General features: G+C 39.1%; 15 protein-coding genes and 1 tRNA gene. 15 read left to right on the top strand and 1 reads right to left on the bottom strand.

Annotated features, from left to right (window positions below):
• Positions 1-7 precede the first annotated feature (7 nt).
• The 10 genes from tuf (at position 8) to rpoC (ending at position 12875) form a co-directional block, all read left to right on the top strand.
• Positions 8-1195, top strand: a complete 1188-nt coding sequence (gene tuf, locus QWZ01_RS15360) for an elongation factor Tu (protein ID WP_290324709.1) — start codon at positions 8-10, stop codon at positions 1193-1195.
• A gap of 70 nt (positions 1196-1265) precedes the next feature.
• Positions 1266-1336, top strand: a tRNA-Trp gene (locus tag QWZ01_RS15355).
• 19 nt (positions 1337-1355) lie between these two features.
• On the top strand, positions 1356-1550 hold the full coding sequence (gene secE / locus QWZ01_RS15350; protein ID WP_290324707.1) for a preprotein translocase subunit SecE: 195 nt from the start codon (positions 1356-1358) through the stop codon (positions 1548-1550).
• Positions 1551-1565: 15 nt separating this feature from the next.
• On the top strand, positions 1566-2108 hold the full coding sequence (gene nusG, locus QWZ01_RS15345) for a transcription termination/antitermination protein NusG (protein ID WP_290324705.1): 543 nt from the start codon (positions 1566-1568) through the stop codon (positions 2106-2108).
• 202 nt (positions 2109-2310) lie between these two features.
• Positions 2311-2754, top strand: a complete 444-nt coding sequence (gene rplK / locus QWZ01_RS15340; protein WP_290324702.1) for a 50S ribosomal protein L11 — start codon at positions 2311-2313, stop codon at positions 2752-2754.
• A gap of 25 nt (positions 2755-2779) precedes the next feature.
• The gene (gene rplA, locus QWZ01_RS15335) at positions 2780-3478 is read left to right on the top strand and encodes a 50S ribosomal protein L1 (RefSeq protein ID WP_290324700.1); all 699 of its coding nucleotides are present in this window, start codon (positions 2780-2782) and stop codon (positions 3476-3478) included.
• Between the two features lie 2 nt (positions 3479-3480).
• Complete coding sequence (gene rplJ / locus QWZ01_RS15330; RefSeq protein ID WP_290324698.1) at positions 3481-3999, top strand: 50S ribosomal protein L10; 519 nt, start codon at positions 3481-3483, stop codon at positions 3997-3999.
• Between the two features lie 63 nt (positions 4000-4062).
• Complete coding sequence (gene rplL, locus QWZ01_RS15325; protein ID WP_076374902.1) at positions 4063-4446, top strand: 50S ribosomal protein L7/L12; 384 nt, start codon at positions 4063-4065, stop codon at positions 4444-4446.
• 232 nt (positions 4447-4678) lie between these two features.
• Positions 4679-8482 (top strand): DNA-directed RNA polymerase subunit beta, encoded by a 3804-nt coding sequence (gene rpoB / locus QWZ01_RS15320; RefSeq protein ID WP_290324695.1) that lies wholly within the window; start codon positions 4679-4681, stop codon positions 8480-8482.
• Positions 8483-8588: 106 nt separating this feature from the next.
• Entirely contained in the window at positions 8589-12875 is a 4287-nt protein-coding gene (gene rpoC, locus QWZ01_RS15315) for a DNA-directed RNA polymerase subunit beta' (RefSeq protein WP_290324693.1), read from the top strand.
• A gap of 265 nt (positions 12876-13140) precedes the next feature.
• Here rpoC and QWZ01_RS15310 read toward each other — a convergent pair whose 3' ends face one another.
• Positions 13141-13326: an SHOCT domain-containing protein gene (locus QWZ01_RS15310; RefSeq protein WP_290324691.1), complete on the bottom strand. Its 186-nt coding sequence runs from the start codon at positions 13324-13326 to the stop codon at positions 13141-13143.
• Between the two features lie 477 nt (positions 13327-13803).
• Between QWZ01_RS15310 and QWZ01_RS15305 the strand changes: the two genes are divergently transcribed.
• The 5 genes from QWZ01_RS15305 (at position 13804) to QWZ01_RS15285 (ending at position 19878) form a co-directional block, all read left to right on the top strand.
• Positions 13804-14115: a DUF3467 domain-containing protein gene (locus QWZ01_RS15305; protein ID WP_290324689.1), complete on the top strand. Its 312-nt coding sequence runs from the start codon at positions 13804-13806 to the stop codon at positions 14113-14115.
• 161 nt (positions 14116-14276) lie between these two features.
• Entirely contained in the window at positions 14277-15095 is an 819-nt protein-coding gene (locus QWZ01_RS15300) for a polysaccharide biosynthesis/export family protein (RefSeq protein ID WP_290324687.1), read from the top strand.
• Between the two features lie 114 nt (positions 15096-15209).
• Positions 15210-17618 (top strand): GumC family protein, encoded by a 2409-nt coding sequence (locus QWZ01_RS15295; protein WP_290324685.1) that lies wholly within the window; start codon positions 15210-15212, stop codon positions 17616-17618.
• 26 nt (positions 17619-17644) lie between these two features.
• Positions 17645-18643 (top strand): beta-galactosidase, encoded by a 999-nt coding sequence (locus QWZ01_RS15290; protein WP_290324683.1) that lies wholly within the window; start codon positions 17645-17647, stop codon positions 18641-18643.
• A gap of 2 nt (positions 18644-18645) precedes the next feature.
• A complete protein-coding gene (locus QWZ01_RS15285; protein WP_290324680.1) occupies positions 18646-19878 on the top strand; it encodes an O-antigen polymerase in 1233 nt (410 codons plus the stop codon).
• The last annotated feature ends 14 nt before the right edge of the window (positions 19879-19892 follow it).

Here is a 19892-nt window from a genome sequence, read left to right as displayed (position 1 = left end):
ATAAATCATGGCAAAAGAAAAGTTTGACCGCAGTAAACCGCACTTAAACATCGGTACAATCGGTCACGTTGACCACGGCAAAACAACCCTTACTGCAGCTATCACTAAAGTATTAGCTGATGCAGGTTTATCAGAAGCTCGTTCATTTGATTCAATTGACTCAGCTCCTGAAGAAAAAGAACGTGGTATCACTATCAATACAGCACACGTTGAGTATTCAACAGCTAACCGTCACTATGCACACGTTGACTGTCCTGGTCACGCGGATTATGTGAAAAACATGGTTACTGGTGCTGCTCAGATGGATGGTGCAATCATTGTTGTTGCTGCTACTGACGGTCCGATGCCACAAACCCGCGAACACATCCTGTTAGCACGTCAGGTAGGTGTACCTGCACTTGTTGTATTTATGAACAAGGTTGACATGGTTGATGATCCGGAATTATTAGAATTAGTTGAAATGGAAATTCGTGAATTATTATCATTCTACGAATATCCAGGTGATGATATCCCTGTAATCCAAGGTTCAGCATTGGGTGGTCTTAATGGCGATCCTACCTGGGTTGGTAAAATCATGGAGCTTATGGACGCTGTAGATAGCTACATCCCTATTCCTCCACGTTTAACTGATCTTCCTTTCTTAATGCCGGTTGAAGACGTATTCTCAATCACTGGTCGTGGTACTGTTGCTACCGGTCGTATTGAGCGTGGTGTAATCAACTCTGGTGAGCAAGTTGACATCTTAGGTATGGGTGCTGAGAACTTAAAATCAACCGTAACAGGTGTTGAGATGTTCCGCAAGATCCTTGACCGTGGTGAAGCAGGTGACAACGTAGGTTTATTGTTACGTGGTATTGAAAAAACTGATATCCGTCGTGGTATGGTTATTTGCAAACCAGGTTCAGTAACTCCTCACACAGACTTCAAAGCAGAAGTTTACGTATTATCAAAAGCAGAAGGTGGCCGTCACACTCCATTCTTCAATAAATACCGTCCGCAATTCTATTTCCGTACAACTGACGTAACTGGTGAGATTTCATTAGCCGAAGGTGTAGAAATGGTTATGCCAGGTGACAACGTTACCATCACTGTAAAATTGATCAACGCTATCGCTATGGAAAAAGGCTTACGTTTCGCTATCCGTGAAGGTGGCAGAACAGTAGGTGCTGGCCAGGTAACTGAAATTTTAAAATAAGAATTTCAAAAAAGGTTAATTGGAAACATAAGCTTGTCTGTAAAAAGCAGGCTTGTGTTTTCTTACATACACGGGAATAGTTCAACGGTAGAATAGAGGTCTCCAAAACCTTTGATCAGGGTTCGAATCCTTGTTCCCGTGCACAAAGCAAACAACAAATATGGCAGGCGTAGCTGAATATATTAAAGAATCATACATCGAGTTAACCCAAAAGGTAACTTGGCCAACATGGCGCGAGTTGCAAAGCAGTGCTGTTTTGGTACTGGTTGCTGCAATTATTATAGCTTTGGTTATTGTAGGTATGGACCAGATCATTCATTATTTGCTTGACATATTTTATCATTCACTAACATAATATCAGGAGACAGAGATGAGTGATCAATTGAAATGGTATGTAGTGAGGGCCATAAGTGGTAAAGAAAAGAAGGTAAAACAATATATAGATGCCGAAATTAGTCGTTTGGGCATCACGCATTTAGTACCACAGGTACTTATACCTACCGAAAAGTACTACCAGATGCGCGATGGGAAAAAGATAGCTAAAGAGCGTAACTATTTCCCGGGTTATGTGTTAATGGAAGCTGTACTTGACGGCGAAACCGAACACATTATAAAAAACATTAACAGTGTAATAGGATTTTTAGGCGATAAAGCCGGTAATGCTATTCCATTGCGCCAGGCCGAAGTTAACCGTATTTTAGGTAAGGTTGATGAAATGAGTGCCCAGGGCGAAACCATGAACGTGCCTTATTACATTGGCGAAAGCGTGAAAGTGATGGATGGTCCTTTTAACGGCTTCAGCGGTGTAATTGAAGAGGTTAACGAAGAGAAAAAGAAACTGAAAGTAATGGTAAAGATATTTGGGCGCCGTACGCCGCTTGAATTGAATTACATGCAGGTAGAGAAAGAATAGTTAGTTTTATCATGACTCCTGAACTGGAAGGCAGGATTCGGTATGATAAACTTACTCAAAGCATATTAAAAGAAAGCAATTGAAGTATTAAGTTAGGGTTAAAAAACTCAGAACTCATCACTCAAACCTTTCAAGTATAAAGATCTTAAATGTTACTTAGCTTCCACTTACTAACATTGAGTTATAATTAAAGTAAATTAAAATGGCAAAAGAAATCGGTGCGATGGTAAAGCTGCAGGTAAAAGGCGGCGCTGCAAACCCATCACCTCCAATAGGCCCTGCATTGGGTGCAAAAGGGGTGAACATCATGGAGTTTTGCAAGCAGTTCAATGCACGTACCCAGGACAAACCTGGTAAGGTGTTGCCTGTTTTGATTACTGTTTACGTTGATAAATCTTTCGATTTTATCATTAAAACCCCGCCGGTTGCAATCCAGTTATTGGAAGCAACAGGTTTAAAAAGTGGTTCAGCAGAGCCCAACCGTAAAAAAGTTGCCAATGTAAATTGGGAACAGGTTGAAACTATTGCTAAAGATAAAATGGTAGATCTTAACGCATTTACAGTTGAATCAGCCATGAAAATGGTGGCAGGTACTGCCCGTAGTATGGGAATCACCGTATCAGGTACGGCTCCCTGGAATAATTAATTTATATTAAAATCAGTTTAAGACAGTGGCTAGATTAACAAAAAATCAAAAAGTGGCACTCTCCAAAATTGAGGCAAACAAATCGTATTCATTAGAAGCTGCGTCGGCTTTAGTAAAGGAATTAACCCTTACCAAGTTTGACTCATCTGTTGATATAGACGTTCGTTTAGGTGTTGACCCGCGTAAAGCCAATCAAATGGTACGTGGTATTGCAACATTACCTCATGGAACCGGTAAAACTGTACGTGTACTGGTGCTTTGTACTCCTGATAAGGAACAAGAAGCAAAAGACGCAGGTGCAGATTACGTAGGTTTGGATGATTATATTGCCAAGATTGAAGGCGGATGGACTGATGTTGATATTATCATCACTATGCCAAGTGTAATGGCTAAGGTAGGTCGTTTAGGTCGTATATTAGGCCCACGTAACCTTATGCCTAACCCTAAATCAGGAACAGTAACTCCAGAAGTTGGAAAGGCTGTAACTGAGGTAAAAGGTGGTAAAATTGACTTCAAGGTTGATAAAACAGGTATCATCCACACTTCAATAGGAAAAGCATCTTTCTCTGCAGATAAGATTTATGAGAATGCATTAGAAGTATTGCAAACTATCTCTAAATTGAAACCTTCAGCAGCAAAAGGAACATATTTCAAGAGTATTCATTTATCTTCAACTATGTCACCTGGAATTGAAATTGAAACCAAAACAGTAGCGGGGATTTAATCATGAATAAAGAAGAAAAACACGATCTTGTTCTTGCCCTTACTGAGCAGATGAATGAATTTGGTAATTTTTATATTACCGATACTTCTGATCTGACGGTTGCAAAGATCAATGACATCCGTCGTAAATGCTTCGAAAGCGACATTACGATGAAGGTAGCTAAAAACAGCTTGATTAAAAAAGCTATGGAAGCTGCAGGCGGTGATTATACTCCGATATTTGATGTATTAAAAGGTTCTTCATCAATCCTTTTCTCTAAATCAGCAACTGCTCCGGCAAAGCTGATCAAACAACTGAGAAAAGGCGGCGATAAACCAGTTTTAAAAGCAGCTTATATTGATTCAGCGATATTTATCGGTGATAACCAAATTGATACTTTGATCAAACTAAAATCAAAGGAACAATTAATTGGCGAGATAGTTGGATTACTGCAATCTCCTGCGAAAAACGTTATTTCAGCCCTACAATCAGGCGGAACTATCATTGCAGGTGTTGTAAAAACATTACAGGAAATAGGTTAACGAACACCTTATTAAAGTTCGATATTAACAAACAAAAAGCATTAAAAGTAAAATTTAAATAAAATGGCGGATTTAAAAGCGTTTGCTGAACAGTTGGTAAACTTAACAGTAAAAGAAGTAAACGAATTAGCTCAAATCTTAAAAGATGAGTATGGTATTGAGCCTGCTGCTGCAGCTGTAGCTGTTGCTGCTGCTCCTGCTGGTGGCGATGATGCCCCTGCTGCTGCTGCAGAACAAACTGCATTTGACGTTATCCTGAAAGAAGCAGGTGGCTCTAAATTAGCAGTTGTTAAATTAGTAAAAGACTTAACCGGCCTTGGTTTGAAAGAAGCTAAAGATTTAGTTGATGGTGCACCTAAAGAATTAAAAACTGGTGTAACTAAAGAAGAAGCTCAATCTTTAAAAGCTCAATTAGAAGAAGCTGGAGCAGTAGTTGAGGTTAAATAATTTAACCCAATAACATATAGCATGAGACTCCGACCAGTTTGGTCGGGGTCTATTGCTGTTTATAAAGGTTTGGATTGTGGAATTAGATATGAGTATTGAGATATTAGATTTGACATTTTTTAGCAGCTTAACATTAACTGCCAATAATTCAAAGATAAATCCGGTCTCAAGTCTCACATCACAGATCTCACACATCTACATAAGTTTATTAATAAACTAAAATTATAATACCTTGGCAAACGAAAATAATCAAAGAGTAAACTTTGCAACCAGTAGAAAGGTACTTGATTACCCTGATTTTCTGGATGTGCAGTTGCAATCTTTCCAGGAATTTTTTCAATTGGAAACCACCTCAGACAACCGTTATAAAGAAGGGTTGTTTAAAGTGTTTGCCGAAAACTTTCCGATATCTGATTCAAGAAACATCTTTGTTTTAGAGTTTCTTGATTACTTTATTGATCCGCCACGTTATGATATACAAGAGTGTATTGAGCGCGGATTAACTTACAGTGTGCCTTTAAAAGCCAAACTTCGCCTGTCATGTAATGATGAGGAGCACGAAGATTTTGAAACAATTGTACAGGATGTGTACCTGGGAACTATCCCTTACATGACCCCTAAAGGTACTTTTGTTATTAACGGTGCCGAGCGTGTAATTGTATCGCAGTTACACCGTTCACCAGGTGTGTTCTTTGGCCAGAGCCGCCACACCAACGGTACAAAATTGTACTCTGCCCGTGTTATCCCTTTTAAAGGTTCATGGATTGAGTTTGCTACAGACGTTAACAACGTGATGTATGCTTACATTGACCGTAAAAAGAAATTCCCGGTTACTACATTGCTTCGTGCTATCGGTTATGACTCTGATAAAGATATATTAGAGCTGTTTGAACTGGCCGACGAAGTAAAGGTAAGCAAATCAGGCCTGAAGAAATTCATCGGCCGTAAGCTTGCTGCAAGGGTGCTCAAAAAATGGGTTGAAGATTTTGTGGATGAAGATACAGGTGAAGTTGTTTCTATCGACCGTAATGAGATCATTCTTGAGCGTGAAACCGTATTGGAAGATGACCATATTGATATGATCATTGATGCCGGTGTTAAAACCATCATCCTGAACAAGGAAGATGCATCCACCAGCGGTGATTATACTATTATATACAATACCTTACAGAAAGATACTTCCAACTCGGAGAAAGAAGCGGTTGAGCACATCTACCGTCAGTTACGTAACGCTGAACCACCTGATGAAGAAACAGCTCGTGGTATCATTGATCGTTTATTCTTCTCTGATAAAAGATATGACCTGGGCGATGTAGGTCGTTACCGCATCAACCGTAAACTGAAGTTAACCACCTCTGAAGAAACAAAGGTGTTAACCAAACAGGATATTATTGCCATAGTTAAGTACCTGATCAAACTGATCAACTCTAAAGCTGAGGTGGATGATATCGATCACTTGTCAAACCGTCGTGTTCGTACAGTGGGTGAGCAGTTATATGCTCAGTTTGGTGTTGGTTTGGCCCGTATGGCCCGTACTATACGTGAGCGTATGAACATCCGTGACAACGAGGTGTTTACCCCAACCGACCTGATCAACGCACGTACATTATCATCGGTGATCAACTCGTTCTTCGGAACAAACCAGTTATCACAGTTCATGGACCAAACCAATCCACTGGCAGAGATCACGCACAAGCGTCGTCTGTCAGCCCTTGGGCCCGGTGGTCTGTCACGTGAGCGTGCCGGTTTCGAAGTTCGTGACGTACACTACACCCACTACGGTAGGTTGTGTACCATTGAAACTCCCGAAGGTCCGAACATTGGTTTGATCTCGTCACTTTGTGTACACGCCAAGATCAACAACTTAGGCTTTATCGAAACTCCGTACAAACGTGTGGTTGAAGGTAAGGTACAGGTTGATGAGCCGGTTATTTACCTGTCTGCAGAAGATGAAGACGGTAAAACTATAGGCCAGGCAAATGCTGTATATGATGATAAAGGTGAATTTGCTACTCCGCGTGTAAAAGCACGTTTCGAGGGCGACTTCCCGATCATTGAGCCAGAAAGACTGGATCTGATGGATATTGCTCCAAACCAGATTACTTCAATAGCGGCTTCATTAATTCCGTTTCTGGAACATGATGATGCTAACCGTGCATTGATGGGATCAAACATGCAACGCCAGGCTGTACCTTTGTTACGCCCTGAAGCGCCAATTGTTGGTACCGGTTTGGAAGGCCGTGTGGCTAAAGATTCACGTACACTTATCAATGCTGAAGGCGATGGTGTGGTTGAATATGTAGACGCAAACGAAATCCGTATTAAATATGACCGTGATGAGCTTGATCGTTTGGTTTCATTTGATGGCGATTCAAAAAGCTATCGTTTAACCAAGTTCAAGAAAACCAACCAAAGTACTACCATGAACCTGAAGCCTATTGTTAAAAAAGGCCAGAGGGTATCAAAAGGAGAGGTGCTTTGCGAAGGTTATGCTACACAAGCAGGTGAACTGGCTTTAGGCCGTAACCTGAAAGTGGCATTCATGCCTTGGCAAGGTTATAACTTTGAGGATGCGATTGTAATATCTGAGCGTGTTGTATCACAGGATATTTTCACTTCACTTCACGTTGAAGAGTTTGAATTGGAAGTACGTGATACCAAACGTGGTGAAGAGGAATTAACACCAGATATCCCTAACGTATCGGAAGAAGCTACTAAAGACCTTGACGAAGACGGTATTATCCGTGTTGGTGCTGAGGTTAAAGAAGGCGATATCCTGATTGGTAAGATCACTCCAAAAGGTGAATCAGATCCATCACCGGAAGAAAAACTGTTACGTGCCATATTTGGTGATAAAGCAGGCGACGTTAAAGATGCGTCACTGAAAACTCCACCATCTATTGCAGGTGTGGTTATTGATACTAAATTATTCAGCCGTGCTAAAAAGACCTCAAAGGCCGAAGAAAAAGCACAGTTGGAGAAATTAGATACCCGTCATGAAAGAGCTGTAAAAGAGCTTAAAAATACTTTGATTGAAAAGTTATTTGAGATCGTAAACGGTAAAACATCACAAGGTGTTTACAACGTTTATAAAGAGCTTCATGTACCAAAAGGTGTTAAATTCACTCAGAAAATTTTAGTTGAGCTTAATTACGAAAACATTAACCCAACTAAATGGACAACTGATGATGATAAAAACGATCAGATCAAGTTACTGCTTCACAACTATAACATCAAAGTTAATGAGGAGTTAGGTGCTTACCGTCGTGATAAATTCGCTATCAGCGTGGGTGATGAGCTGCCATCAGGTATAGTTCAAATGGCTAAAGTTTACATCGCTAAAAAGCGTAAGCTTAAAGTAGGTGATAAAATGGCCGGTCGTCACGGTAACAAAGGTATTGTTGCACGTATTGTACGTGATGAAGATATGCCTTTCCTTGAAGACGGAACACCGGTTGATATTGTGTTGAACCCACTGGGTGTACCTTCACGTATGAACTTAGGGCAGATATATGAAACCGTATTAGGCTGGGCCGGTAAAGAGCTTGGTATTAAATTCGCTACCCCGATTTTTGATGGTGCAAGCCATGAAGAAGTGGAAGAGTGGGTTAAAAAGGCAAACTTACCAGAATCAGGCCGTACCTATTTATACAACGGCTTAACAGGCGATCGTTTTGACCAGCAAACTACAGTAGGTATCATCTACATGCTGAAACTTGGTCACATGGTTGACGATAAGATGCACGCACGTTCTATCGGGCCATACTCATTAATTACACAACAGCCATTGGGTGGTAAAGCCCAGTTTGGTGGTCAGCGTTTTGGTGAGATGGAGGTTTGGGCATTGGAAGCATTCGGTGCATCAAACATACTGCAGGAAATATTGACCGTTAAATCGGATGATGTTATCGGCCGTGCTAAAACTTACGAGGCTATTGTTAAAGGTGAAAACCTGCCTACACCATCTGTACCTGAATCATTCAACGTATTGGTTCATGAGTTAAGAGGTTTAGGTTTAGATATCACATTAGAATAAGGTTAAAGCTTAAAGGCTAAAGGTGAAAGGTTAGGGCGTAAGTCAAAAACCTTTTACCTTTCACCTTTTACCTTTCACCTTCTAACTTTAAAAAACAAAGGAGACTATGTCTTACAAAAAGGATAATAAAATCAAAAGTAATTTCACCACAATTACCATCAGTTTAGCCTCTCCGGAGTCTATCCTTGAGCGTTCAAGCGGTGAAGTTTTAAAACCAGAAACCATCAACTACAGGACTTATAAACCTGAGCGCGATGGTTTATTCTGCGAACGTATTTTTGGTCCGGTTAAAGATTATGAGTGCCATTGCGGTAAATACAAACGTATCCGTTATAAAGGTATTGTTTGCGACCGTTGCGGTGTTGAAGTAACCGAAAAGAAAGTACGTCGTGAGCGTATGGGCCACATTAACCTTGTAGTTCCTGTTGCACATATCTGGTACTTCCGTTCATTACCAAACAAAATTGGTTATTTATTAGGCTTGCCAACAAAAAGGCTTGACCTGATCATATACTACGAGCGCTATGTAGTTATCCAGCCTGGTATTAAAGAAGCTGACGGTATCAACAAAATGGATTTCCTTACAGAAGAGGAATATCTTGATGTTTTAGATACCCTTCCAAAAGAAAACCAGTACCTTGATGATAAAGATCCACAGAAATTTGTGGCTAAAATGGGTGCCGAGGCTTTAGAGGAGTTATTAAAACGCCTTAACCTTGATGAGTTGTCATACAACTTGCGTCACCAGGCTGCAAACGAAACTTCGCAACAACGTAAAAACGAAGCTTTAAAACGTTTACAGGTTGTTGAGGCTTTCCGTGATGCAAAAACCAGGATCGAAAATAACCCTGAGTGGATGATCGTTAAGATCGTTCCGGTTATCCCACCTGAGCTGCGTCCGTTAGTACCTCTGGAAGGTGGCCGTTTCGCTACTTCAGATTTGAACGATTTATACCGCCGTGTAATTATCCGTAACAACCGTTTAAAACGTTTGATCGAGATCAAAGCACCAGAGGTAATTTTACGTAACGAAAAACGTATGTTACAGGAAGCTGTGGATTCGTTGTTCGATAACTCACGTAAAGTAAACGCCGTTAAAACTGAAGGTAACCGTGCTTTGAAATCACTTTCAGACATCCTGAAAGGTAAACAAGGCCGTTTCCGTCAAAACTTATTAGGTAAACGTGTGGATTACTCTGCCCGTTCGGTAATTGTTGTAGGTCCTAACCTTAAATTACACGAGTGCGGTTTACCAAAAGATATGGCTGCCGAGCTGTTTAAACCATTTATCATCCGCAAAATGATTGAGCGTGGTGTGGTTAAAACTGTAAAATCTGCCAAAAAGATCGTTGACCGTAAAGACCCATTAGTTTGGGACATTCTGGAAAATGTATTAAAAGGACACCCGGTATTACTTAACCGTGCGCCTACGCTGCACAGGTTGGGTATCCAGTCGTTCCAGCCAAAATTGGTTGAAGGTAAAGCTATCCAGTTGCACCCGTTAACCTGTACCGCCTTCAACGCGGATTTTGACGGTGACCAGATGGCCGTTCACGTACCACTTGGTAACGCGGCAATTTTGGAAGCCCAGATTTTGATGCTTGCATCGCACAACATTTTGAACCCTGCCAACGGAACGCCTATCACGGTTCCATCTCAGGACATGGTGCTTGGTTTGTACTACATAACCAAAGGCCGTAAAACTGATGAAACCCGCGTTGTTAAAGGACAAGGTTTAACTTTCTACTCTGCAGAAGAAGTAATTATCGCCTATAACGAGAAGAAACTTGACCTGCACGCCTTTATCAAAGTGAAAGCTTTTGCTAAAGAAAAAGATGGTAGCATTGTAAGCAAAATTATTGATACTACTGTAGGCCGCGTGTTGTTTAACCAGCATGTACCGGTTGAAGTAGGTTATATTAACGAATTGCTGACCAAGAAATCACTTCGTGATATTATTGGTGAGGTGGTGAAAATTACCGGTATGGCACGTGCGGCCCAGTTCCTTGATGATATTAAGGAATTAGGTTTCAGAATGGCATTCCAGGGTGGTTTATCATTTAACCTGAAAGATATCAATATCCCAGCTGAAAAAGTTACGCTGATTGAAACAGCCTCTAAACAGGTTGAAGAAGTAATGAACAACTATAACATGGGTTTCATTACCAACAACGAGCGTTACAATCAGATCATCGATATCTGGACACGTATCAACAACCGCTTAACCGCGAATGTGATGGACATCCTGAGTAACGATAATCAAGGCTTTAACTCGGTGTACATGATGCTTGATTCAGGTGCCCGTGGTTCTAAAGAGCAGATCCGTCAGCTTGCAGGTATGCGTGGTTTGATGGCTAAACCTCAAAAATCAGGTTCAGGTGGTGAGATCATCGAAAACCCGATCCTTTCAAACTTTAAAGAAGGTTTGTCAGTATTGGAATACTTTATCTCTACTCACGGTGCCCGTAAAGGTTTGGCGGATACGGCGTTGAAAACAGCTGATGCTGGTTACTTAACCCGTAGGTTGCATGACGTTGCCCAGGATATGATTGTTGGAATGGTTGATTGCGGTACTTTAAGAGGTATCTATACAACAGCATTAAAAGATAATGAGGATATTGTTGAGCCATTATATGATCGTATTTTAGGTCGTACTTCTTTACATGATGTGCATGACCCTATTACCAACGAATTGTTGGCAGGAGCCGGTCAGGACATTACTGAAGAAGTGGCCAAGAAAATTGAGAATTCTCCGCTTGAAGGAGTTGAAATACGTTCGGTATTAACATGCGAAAGCAAACGTGGCGTGTGCGCATTGTGCTACGGCCGTAACCTTGCAAGCGGTAAACGCGTGCAAAAAGGCGAGGCTGTAGGTGTAATTGCTGCACAGTCAATCGGTGAGCCGGGTACACAGTTAACATTACGTACGTTCCACGTGGGTGGTACCGCATCAAACATTGCTGCTGAATCACAGATCAATGCAAGGTTTGATGGTATCATTGAATTTGAAAACGTTCGTACTGTTCAATACAAAACCGAAGAAGGTGAAGTTGATGTAGTATTGGGCCGTTCAGGTGAGTTCCGTATTGTAGAAGAAGGAAGCAACAAAGTAATTGTTACCAACAACATTCCATACGGCTCATACCTTTATATCAAAGATGGCAGCAAAATTACCAAAGGCGACCGTATCTGTTCATGGGATCCGTACAACGCGGTTATCATATCTGAGTTTGCAGGTTTAACACAATTTGATGCCGTATTAGAAGGTATCACTTTCCGTGAAGAATCTGACGAGCAAACAGGTCACCGCGAAAAGGTAATTATTGATACCAGGGATAAAACTAAAAACCCTGCCATTCAAATTACTGATACAAAAGGTAATGTAATCAAAGGATATAACATTCCGGTAGGTGCTCACATTGCTGTTGAAGAAGGTGAAAAACTACAAACAGGGCAGGTTATTGCTAAAATTCCTCGTTCAACTGGTAAAACCCGGGATATTACGGGTGGTTTACCACGTGTAACTGAGTTGTTTGAAGCTCGTAACCCATCTAACCCAGCCGTAGTTACTGAAATTGACGGTGTGGTAACCTTAGGTGGTGTTAAACGTGGTAACCGTGAAATCACTATCGAATCAAAAGATGGTCAGGTTAAAAAATACCTGGTTCCATTGTCAAAACACATCCTTGTACAGGATAATGACTTTGTGAAAGCTGGTATGCCGTTGTCTGATGGTTCTATTTCACCTGCTGATATTCTGGCTATTAAAGGCCCGGCTGCAGTACAGGAATACCTGGTGAATGGTATACAGGAAGTTTACCGTTTACAGGGTGTGAAGATCAATGATAAACACTTTGAGGTGATTGTTCACCAGATGATGCAGAAAGTATCGATTGAGGATGCAGGTGATACCCGTTTCCTTGAGCGTGAAGCTGTTGACAGCTGGGATTTCATGACCGAAAATGATGAGATATTTGACAAAAAAGTTGTAGTTGAGCCAGGTGATTCAACCTCACTAAAAGCAGGTCAGATTGTTTCATTAAGAAGGTTACGTGATGAGAACTCTATCCTGAAACGTAGGGACTTAAGGTTAGTTGAAGTACGTGATGCTATTGCGGCCACTTCAAGCCCGATATTGCAAGGTATCACCAGGGCTTCATTAGGCACCAAATCGTTTATCTCTGCTGCATCGTTCCAGGAAACAACCAAAGTACTGAACGAAGCTGCGATTGCAGGTAAGAAAGACTTAATGCTTGGCTTGAAAGAAAACGTTATTGTTGGTCACCTGATTCCTTCAGGTACAGGTTTACGCGAATACGAAAATATCCGTGTAGGCTCACAAGAGGAATTTGATCGCTTAATGGCTTCAAAAGCTGAAGAAGTAGAAGCTTAATTCTGTAAAGTTTTAAATAAAAAAAGGCCGCTGTTTACAGCGGCCTTTTTTTATGCGCCCCGGTTTGGGGAAATACATTCGCGAAAAATGATAGCATATGTGAAAACGCGACAGTTCCTAATAATCGTTTACAGCGCTTTAGAGCCTATGGTTGTACCTTAATAGGTAAAGGGTGGTATTAAGACTATTAATGTCGCCATAGAGCAGCTAAGGCCGTCATATGGCAAATAATTTAAACAGTCAGTAAGTAAGGAGTGGGAACGAACTAAAGATCTAAAAACTCTCTTTTCTTTTGATCATACTCCTGCTGTGTAATAGCACCAGAATCAAGCAGGTTTTTATAAAGTTGAATTTGATGAGGAGCATCTAACAAATCATACACTTGCGACATGGGGTGTACTTGTTGATCGTTTACAGTAAAAGTACTGCCGGGTTTATTGGAATTTAACATTTTATTCTTTGAAAATGATACAACTATCCACCCAACAAGGGGCGAACAGATTAAACTGATCAGCAAGGATTTCCCAAAACCGATCTTTTTCTTTTTACCTGAAAAACCTATAATTAAACTGAGGATTAACCAGGCGATGATGCAAACCGAATAGCTGTAAATAGTCACGGATTGCAATTAATCAATTAACATTTGTGTTTTCATTCTCTATAAAACCGGCTGCAATATACTGCAATTAACGCGATGCAATATTAATATAACTTTTAATTAAAATAACCTTATTAATATTATTTGAGCCCCGATATTTTAGCAAAACAAAATTTAATGCGCTTACGTTAAACAATTTCTGTGCCAACCGAAAAATAGTTAAAACCTTATCACTGCTTTATTGTTTCAGATGCTACCTTGATAAAAAGGTAAGAAAAAATTAATTTTTAAAACGCCATACTATATAGTTGGCTTTGTAATTTTGGCCCCATGGAAGAACAAAACGAAAATCAATTGAATATTGAATTATCAGAAGAAATAGCCGAAGGTGTTTATTCAAACCTGGCAGTAATTACCCACTCAAGTTCAGAGTTTGTGCTTGATTTTATCAGGGTTATGCCGGGGGTACCCAAAGCAAAAGTAAAATCGCGTATTATTCTTACTCCCGAACATGCTAAACGCCTGTTAACAGCATTGGAAGAGAATCTGGAAAAATTTGAAAACGCACACGGCCGCATTAAAATTCAACAAGATCCATCTGGCTTTCCCATGAACTTTGGTGGAACAATGGGACAAGCCTAAAATTTGAAATATTATACTAAAAAGCATGTTTTAGTTAACATATGATTATTTTATTTCCATTTCGTTAAAAAAATTATAATTTTGTATTGGTTATGTAAAAAAGTGTGCATATATTGCAACGTTTTACAACATCTGTATCAATACTATGAAATCCAATATTTATGCGTAAAAAATATTTATTTAATGCATGTTTCATTGCGTTAATAGCTCTGCTTTCTTGTAACCTTATTTCTTGTTCTTCCTCAAAAAAAATTAAATATTTTCAGGACATACCAGATTCCGGTCAACTTAAGGCAATAACTAAATCTGAGTACGTTGAGCCGGTTATTCGCGTTGATGATATCTTGACAATTCTGATTCAAACAATTGACCCTCAGGCTACTTCAATGATAAACATCGCTAACGCGCCGCTTTCTGGTGGTGCCTCTCCGATTGGTGCATCTGCTGCTCTTAGCACTCCTCCTGTTAGCGGATATCTTGTAAATAAAGAAGGTATTGTTCAGCTACCTGTACTTGGTGATATTAAGGTTATCGGTTACACTACTTCACAATTGGCCGATACGATCCGGACACTTGCCCGTAAATACTTTAAAGATCCTAATGTGATTGTGAGATATGCCAATTTTAAAATAAGCGTAACGGGAGAGGTTTTAAAGCCAGGGCAATATATAGTGGCAAATGAGAAGGTAAGTATTCTTGATGCAATTGCGATGGCAGGTGATCTTACGATTTTCGGAAAAAGAGAAAACGTTCTTTTGATAAGGGAAAATCCTGATGGTACTAAAACACCATATAGGTTTAATTTAAAGAAAAGTGATGTGATGTCATCTCCCTACTACTATCTGCGACAAAATGATATAGTTTATGTAGAACCTCGTAAGGCGAAGTCGGATGCTACAGATGCCTCACAAAACAGATATATCAGTTTAGCTGGAGCACTTCTGTCAATTATACTTGTGTTAGCTTACAGAGTTAAATAATTTATTGAAAAACAAAAACCTTGAAATTCAGCAAAGGATAAGCTTGTAACATTAGATTTTTAAATGAGATTGTTATAATAGTTTATTTGTTGCCTAACGTATGCTTATTAAATTATGAGTGAATCACTAAAAAAAGAGCCCCAGCAAAATCAATTCGTTGACGGAGTGGAAAAAATAGACATTAAAGGAATAATAGGAAGGGTGTTTTCTCATTGGAAGTTATTTACTCTGAGTTTCATTGTGTTCTTTGTATTGGGTGTTTTATATATTAGATACACAACAACTGATTACACTATCAGTTCAATGATGCTCGTTCAACAAAATCAGCAGACGCCAAGCGGAGGGCAAGCTGGTCTTGGAGATTTAACTGATGTTGCTTCTTTATTTGGTATGAGTAACAACGCAGTGAATGAGGTTCAAATATTAAAATCACGTTCTGTGATATCCCAGGTTGTTGATACGTTAAAACTTAATATAACATTGTCCAGAAGGGGGTTATTCAAATCCACCGAATTATATGATGAAGCGCCATTTGATGTAAAGATAAAGTACTTAAAAGACTCTGTTTCCACACAGAAATTTGCACTTGATGTAGTAAACGGTAAAGTACATATTCAAAACCTTGATGATATTGATGAAGTAAATAAGACAATTAATTTTGGCGACAGTGTCAAGTTGAGCCAATACACGCTGGTTTTCATTCCGAAGAGAAATGCTACGGTAGATCCTAAAGGATATCAAATGGAAATCACTTCACCAGAAACTGCTGTAGAAAAAATAACAAAAGCCTATGTAGCCGATTTGACTGATAAAACGGCTACTACTATTAGCCTATCGTTAAAATATTCTAATTCAAAAAAGGGTGAGGCGATTTTGAATGGCTTAATGACTCAATACCTAAAGGAAAATCTTGAAGATAAAGTTAGGATAGCTGACAGCACACTGGCATTTATAACTACAAGGCTTAGTTTGGTGGGAGCAGAGTTGAATGGCGTTGAGAATCAGTTTGAGCAATATAAAAAGCAAAATAATATCGCTGATATAGATGAGCAATCAAAGGCATTAATAGGAAGTGCGGTAGATTACGACAAGCAACTCAGTACCATTAATTTGCAATTAAGTGTATTGAACGATTTAGAGAAGTATTTAAATAATCCATCTAATAAGAAAACATTACCAGGCTCAATAACTTTACAGGACGCAGGTTTTGCTACAGCAGTGGAAAAATATAATGAACTTTTGCTTGAAAGAGATAAACAGTCATTATCATTTACGGATGCAAACCCCGTTTTAACTAACATGGATTCCCAGTTAGAGAAATATAGAGCAGCATTGTTGACAAATCTGGTTACTTACAGAAGCGGGCTTGTAATTGCCAGGGAACAACTGGAAAGCAAAAACAAAGACTTTTCTAAGCAAATTAAGACTGTTCCATCCAAGAGCCGTATCTATTTAGATTACGCCCGCCAACAAACAGTGAAGGAGCAATTGTATTTGTTTTTGCTTCAGAAACGTGAAGAAACAGCAATATCAAAAACATCAACAATTTCTACAGCGAGAATCATAGATTCAGCAAAGAGTGAGTATAAGCCGCCTTTGTCAAAAAAGGTGATAGGTTTTATTGTTTGTTTGTTTGCAGGAATATTATTGCCGCTCTTCTATATATATCTGAGGGATATCTTACGTACACGAATTAGTTCAAAAAGAGATATTGAAGCCTTGGTAAGCGTTCCTATTATAGGCGAAATTGGCCATAATGCAGAATCAAATAATATTGTGTCCGTTGGCAATTCAAGAAGTGTGATTTCTGAACAATTCAGGGCATTAAGAACTAATCTTCAGTATGTGATTAGTTCAGAAAAGAGCCAGGTAATACTACTAACATCCAGTATGAGTGGTGAGGGTAAATCTTTCATTACGCTAAATTTGGGCAGTACATTGTCGTTGAGTGGGAAGAAAGTAGTTTTGCTGGAACTTGACCTTCGCAAGCCTAAACTTACTGCAAGTGCGGGGATGGATACAAAGATCGGTTTTACGAATTACGTTATTTCCAATAATGTAACAGTTGACAGCATTGTACAAAATACATTTTTTGGAGTTGATTGTTTTATGATATCTGCCGGCCCGGTTCCTCCAAATCCGGCTGAATTACTTCTTAGCGATCGTTTAGGAACGCTGATCGAGCAATTGAAAAAAGAATATGATTATATCGTTATCGATAGTCCTCCAATAGGCCTTGTGTCTGATTCATTGCTGATTGAAAAATATGCTGATGTTTCATTGTATATTTTAAGGCAGAATTATACATACAAATCTCAGCTTTCTATTGTAAAGGATCTGGTTCAAACTGGAAAAATGAAGAAAGTTTACCTTGTTGTAAACGACATTAATTTAGCTGAAAATAATTACGGATACGGTTACGGATATGGTTACGGGTATGGTTCTGGCTACGGCTATGGGGAGTATATGGATGAACAAGTGGTAAAACTGCCGTGGTGGAAGTCTTTGTTTAAAAGAAGTTAATTACACACTTTTAATTTTTAAATAAAATGGCTAAGATAAGATCTTTATTGGTTCTGGTTTTTTGTTTGGCGCAATTAAACGCTATTAGTAAACCAAATGTTCGTATTGAACATCAAACTTCTTTAGTGAAAGTCTACGCTATTGTAAGAAGCTATTATACTTTAGACCAGATTAATGATATCCTTGATAACCCTAAAGTTGACGGTATAACGTATTATATCGGATGGTCAAAATTAAACCCATCTTTAAATACTTATAATTTCAGTTTGCTTAATTCTGTTTTGGATGCTGTTGCAAAAAAAGGGAAGAAAGTAAATTTCGCGGTTCTTCCAGGGCGATGGTCACCAAAATGGTTGTTAGGTAATCAACAATCTGTAATGAGTTGGAAACAGAGTGACAACTATGTTGAAGATGGAAGGCAAACTCCAGCAACGGCACCTATCCCGTGGAATGCGAATTATATAGATAAATATTTTACCTTTTTATCTGCACTTTACAATGATATCAAACCATATAGCTCTGTTTTAAACTCAATTGCCATAACCGGAGGAAGTAATACTAACGGAATTGAGGCTGACTTGATTGGTACAGATGATGAATTAAAAAGGATAGGCTTCACCAATGACAGATATACAGCTAACTGGCAAAAGATCATATCAGAGTATGTGACAGTATTTAAAGGTTTCACATTTACTTTTGCAATTCACAATCTCTACGGTTCTAAACATACAGGTGCAATATCCGAAACTTTAACTACTTGGGTAAACCAACAGTATCCTGGCAAAATTAAGTTTGCAGCTTATGCTTTCACAGATGATAGCTGGTTTAACAAAGGCAATCAATATGCAGATTTGGTTTTGAGTCAGTCACCCTCAAATATTGTTTTACAATCCATCAAAATATATTCAAAGCCAGGCCGTCAATCTGGGAGTTTTAAGGCTATGATGAACAAAGCCAACCAAATAAAGCCTGCCTGGCTGGAAATCTGGGCTGAAGATGTTAAAGCCGGATTGTTAAATTTTTAAACATGGTCTTTGTAATCCTTTCTGTAATTGCATTTATAATTACGCTCTTTTCAAAGAGAAATGTCGATTTTTTTCAACCCGAGGTCTTTTTGAATATCTATTTCATAGTTTTAATTGGTGCCGGTCCGATAGCTCTCTATTTTTTTTCTATTGAACTATTTAGTTCGGAGGAGTACCAAAATGTTATAAAGATAGTTTTATTGGGCTATTTGAGTATTAACCTGGGCTATTACTTAGCCGCAAGACGTGTTAATGTAAAATTTTCGCCCATTACTCCCTCATCAATAGCAGAAATTCCAAAACCAAGTAGCATAATAAAAAATGCTGGTATAATTTTCATTTTTATTGGACTTTTATCTGCCCTAATCTTTTTTGCCAGGGCAGGTGGGGTTCCTCTTTTAGCTAAGAATAAAGAAGTTGCCCGTGTTGCTGCATTGTCGGTTGGTGGTAATGGTTACTTTCTATACCTCATGACTATTGGAATGTACGGGGTAGCTTTGCTGGCTATTTACACATTTTTTTTCAGGAAAGAAAAGAAAACGCTGTTGATTTTTTTTTTAGCGATTGGTTTGGCAATGACTGGTACAGGATCACGCAGGTACTTACTTTGGCTTGCTTTGTACGTTTTTATATCCCGCCACTATCTGTATTCATCCATTTCAAACAAGACTATGGCCGTTTTTTCTTCCATAGGGCTGCTGTTTGTCAATTTGTTTGAGATGTTTAGAAACCCGGACAGCTTAACTACAACTGACCTTTCTACAACATTTCTTTTCAGGTTTGTGCTTTATATATCTAACCTGGAAAAAGTTTTTACTGCCTTTATAAAGTCGGATAATTTTGAATACGGCTCTACATTCTTTATGGATATATTAACCATTTTGCCAGGTAAGCAAGTTGATTATCAATCATGGTTAAAAAATATTACCCACCTGGAGTTTGAAGGGTTTGGTATTCCTCCTACTATTATGGGGGATATGTATATCAATTTTGGCTACGTTGGAATTGTTGTTGGTTGTGTGCTTTTTGGATTCATCATAAGGAGTATTTACAACCAATATATCCTGAAAACGAAGAATCTTAATAACGTGTTTTTATATATGTTATCGCTTGAAATCGCCTCAAAGGTTATAACCTCCGGAATATCTGCTCAATCTGTGAGTTTGATGTGGTTGGGTATTTTTCTTGTATTGCACCGGTTTATAAATACATTACTTGAACCCAGTATCGGATAGTTTTTTGTATAAAG

Source organism: Mucilaginibacter aquaedulcis (assembly GCF_030409325.1).
In the GTDB taxonomy this organism is placed as follows: Bacteria; Bacteroidota; Bacteroidia; order Sphingobacteriales; family Sphingobacteriaceae; genus Mucilaginibacter; species Mucilaginibacter aquaedulcis.
The sequence above is the reverse complement of the archived record's forward strand: the minus strand, read 5'-3'. Positions and strand labels throughout refer to the sequence as shown.

Bases quoted from the DNA above. Each gene is read 5' to 3' on its own strand.
- rplK (WP_290324702.1), top strand. From the start codon at position 2,311: ATGGCAAAAGAAATCGGTGCGATGGTAAAGCTGCAGGTAAAAGGCGGC.
- QWZ01_RS15295 (WP_290324685.1), top strand. From the start codon at position 15,210: ATGAGTGAATCACTAAAAAAAGAGCCCCAGCAAAATCAATTCGTTGAC.
- QWZ01_RS15285 (WP_290324680.1), top strand. From the start codon at position 18,646: ATGGTCTTTGTAATCCTTTCTGTAATTGCATTTATAATTACGCTCTTT.
- QWZ01_RS15305 (WP_290324689.1), top strand. From the start codon at position 13,804: ATGGAAGAACAAAACGAAAATCAATTGAATATTGAATTATCAGAAGAA.
- secE (WP_290324707.1), top strand. From the start codon at position 1,356: ATGGCAGGCGTAGCTGAATATATTAAAGAATCATACATCGAGTTAACC.
- QWZ01_RS15300 (WP_290324687.1), top strand. From the start codon at position 14,277: ATGCGTAAAAAATATTTATTTAATGCATGTTTCATTGCGTTAATAGCT.
- rplL (WP_076374902.1), top strand. From the start codon at position 4,063: ATGGCGGATTTAAAAGCGTTTGCTGAACAGTTGGTAAACTTAACAGTA.
- tuf (WP_290324709.1), top strand. From the start codon at position 8: ATGGCAAAAGAAAAGTTTGACCGCAGTAAACCGCACTTAAACATCGGT.
- nusG (WP_290324705.1), top strand. From the start codon at position 1,566: ATGAGTGATCAATTGAAATGGTATGTAGTGAGGGCCATAAGTGGTAAA.
- QWZ01_RS15290 (WP_290324683.1), top strand. From the start codon at position 17,645: ATGGCTAAGATAAGATCTTTATTGGTTCTGGTTTTTTGTTTGGCGCAA.
- rpoC (WP_290324693.1), top strand. From the start codon at position 8,589: ATGTCTTACAAAAAGGATAATAAAATCAAAAGTAATTTCACCACAATT.
- QWZ01_RS15310 (WP_290324691.1), bottom strand. From the start codon at position 13,326: ATGTTAAATTCCAATAAACCCGGCAGTACTTTTACTGTAAACGATCAA.
- rplJ (WP_290324698.1), top strand. From the start codon at position 3,481: ATGAATAAAGAAGAAAAACACGATCTTGTTCTTGCCCTTACTGAGCAG.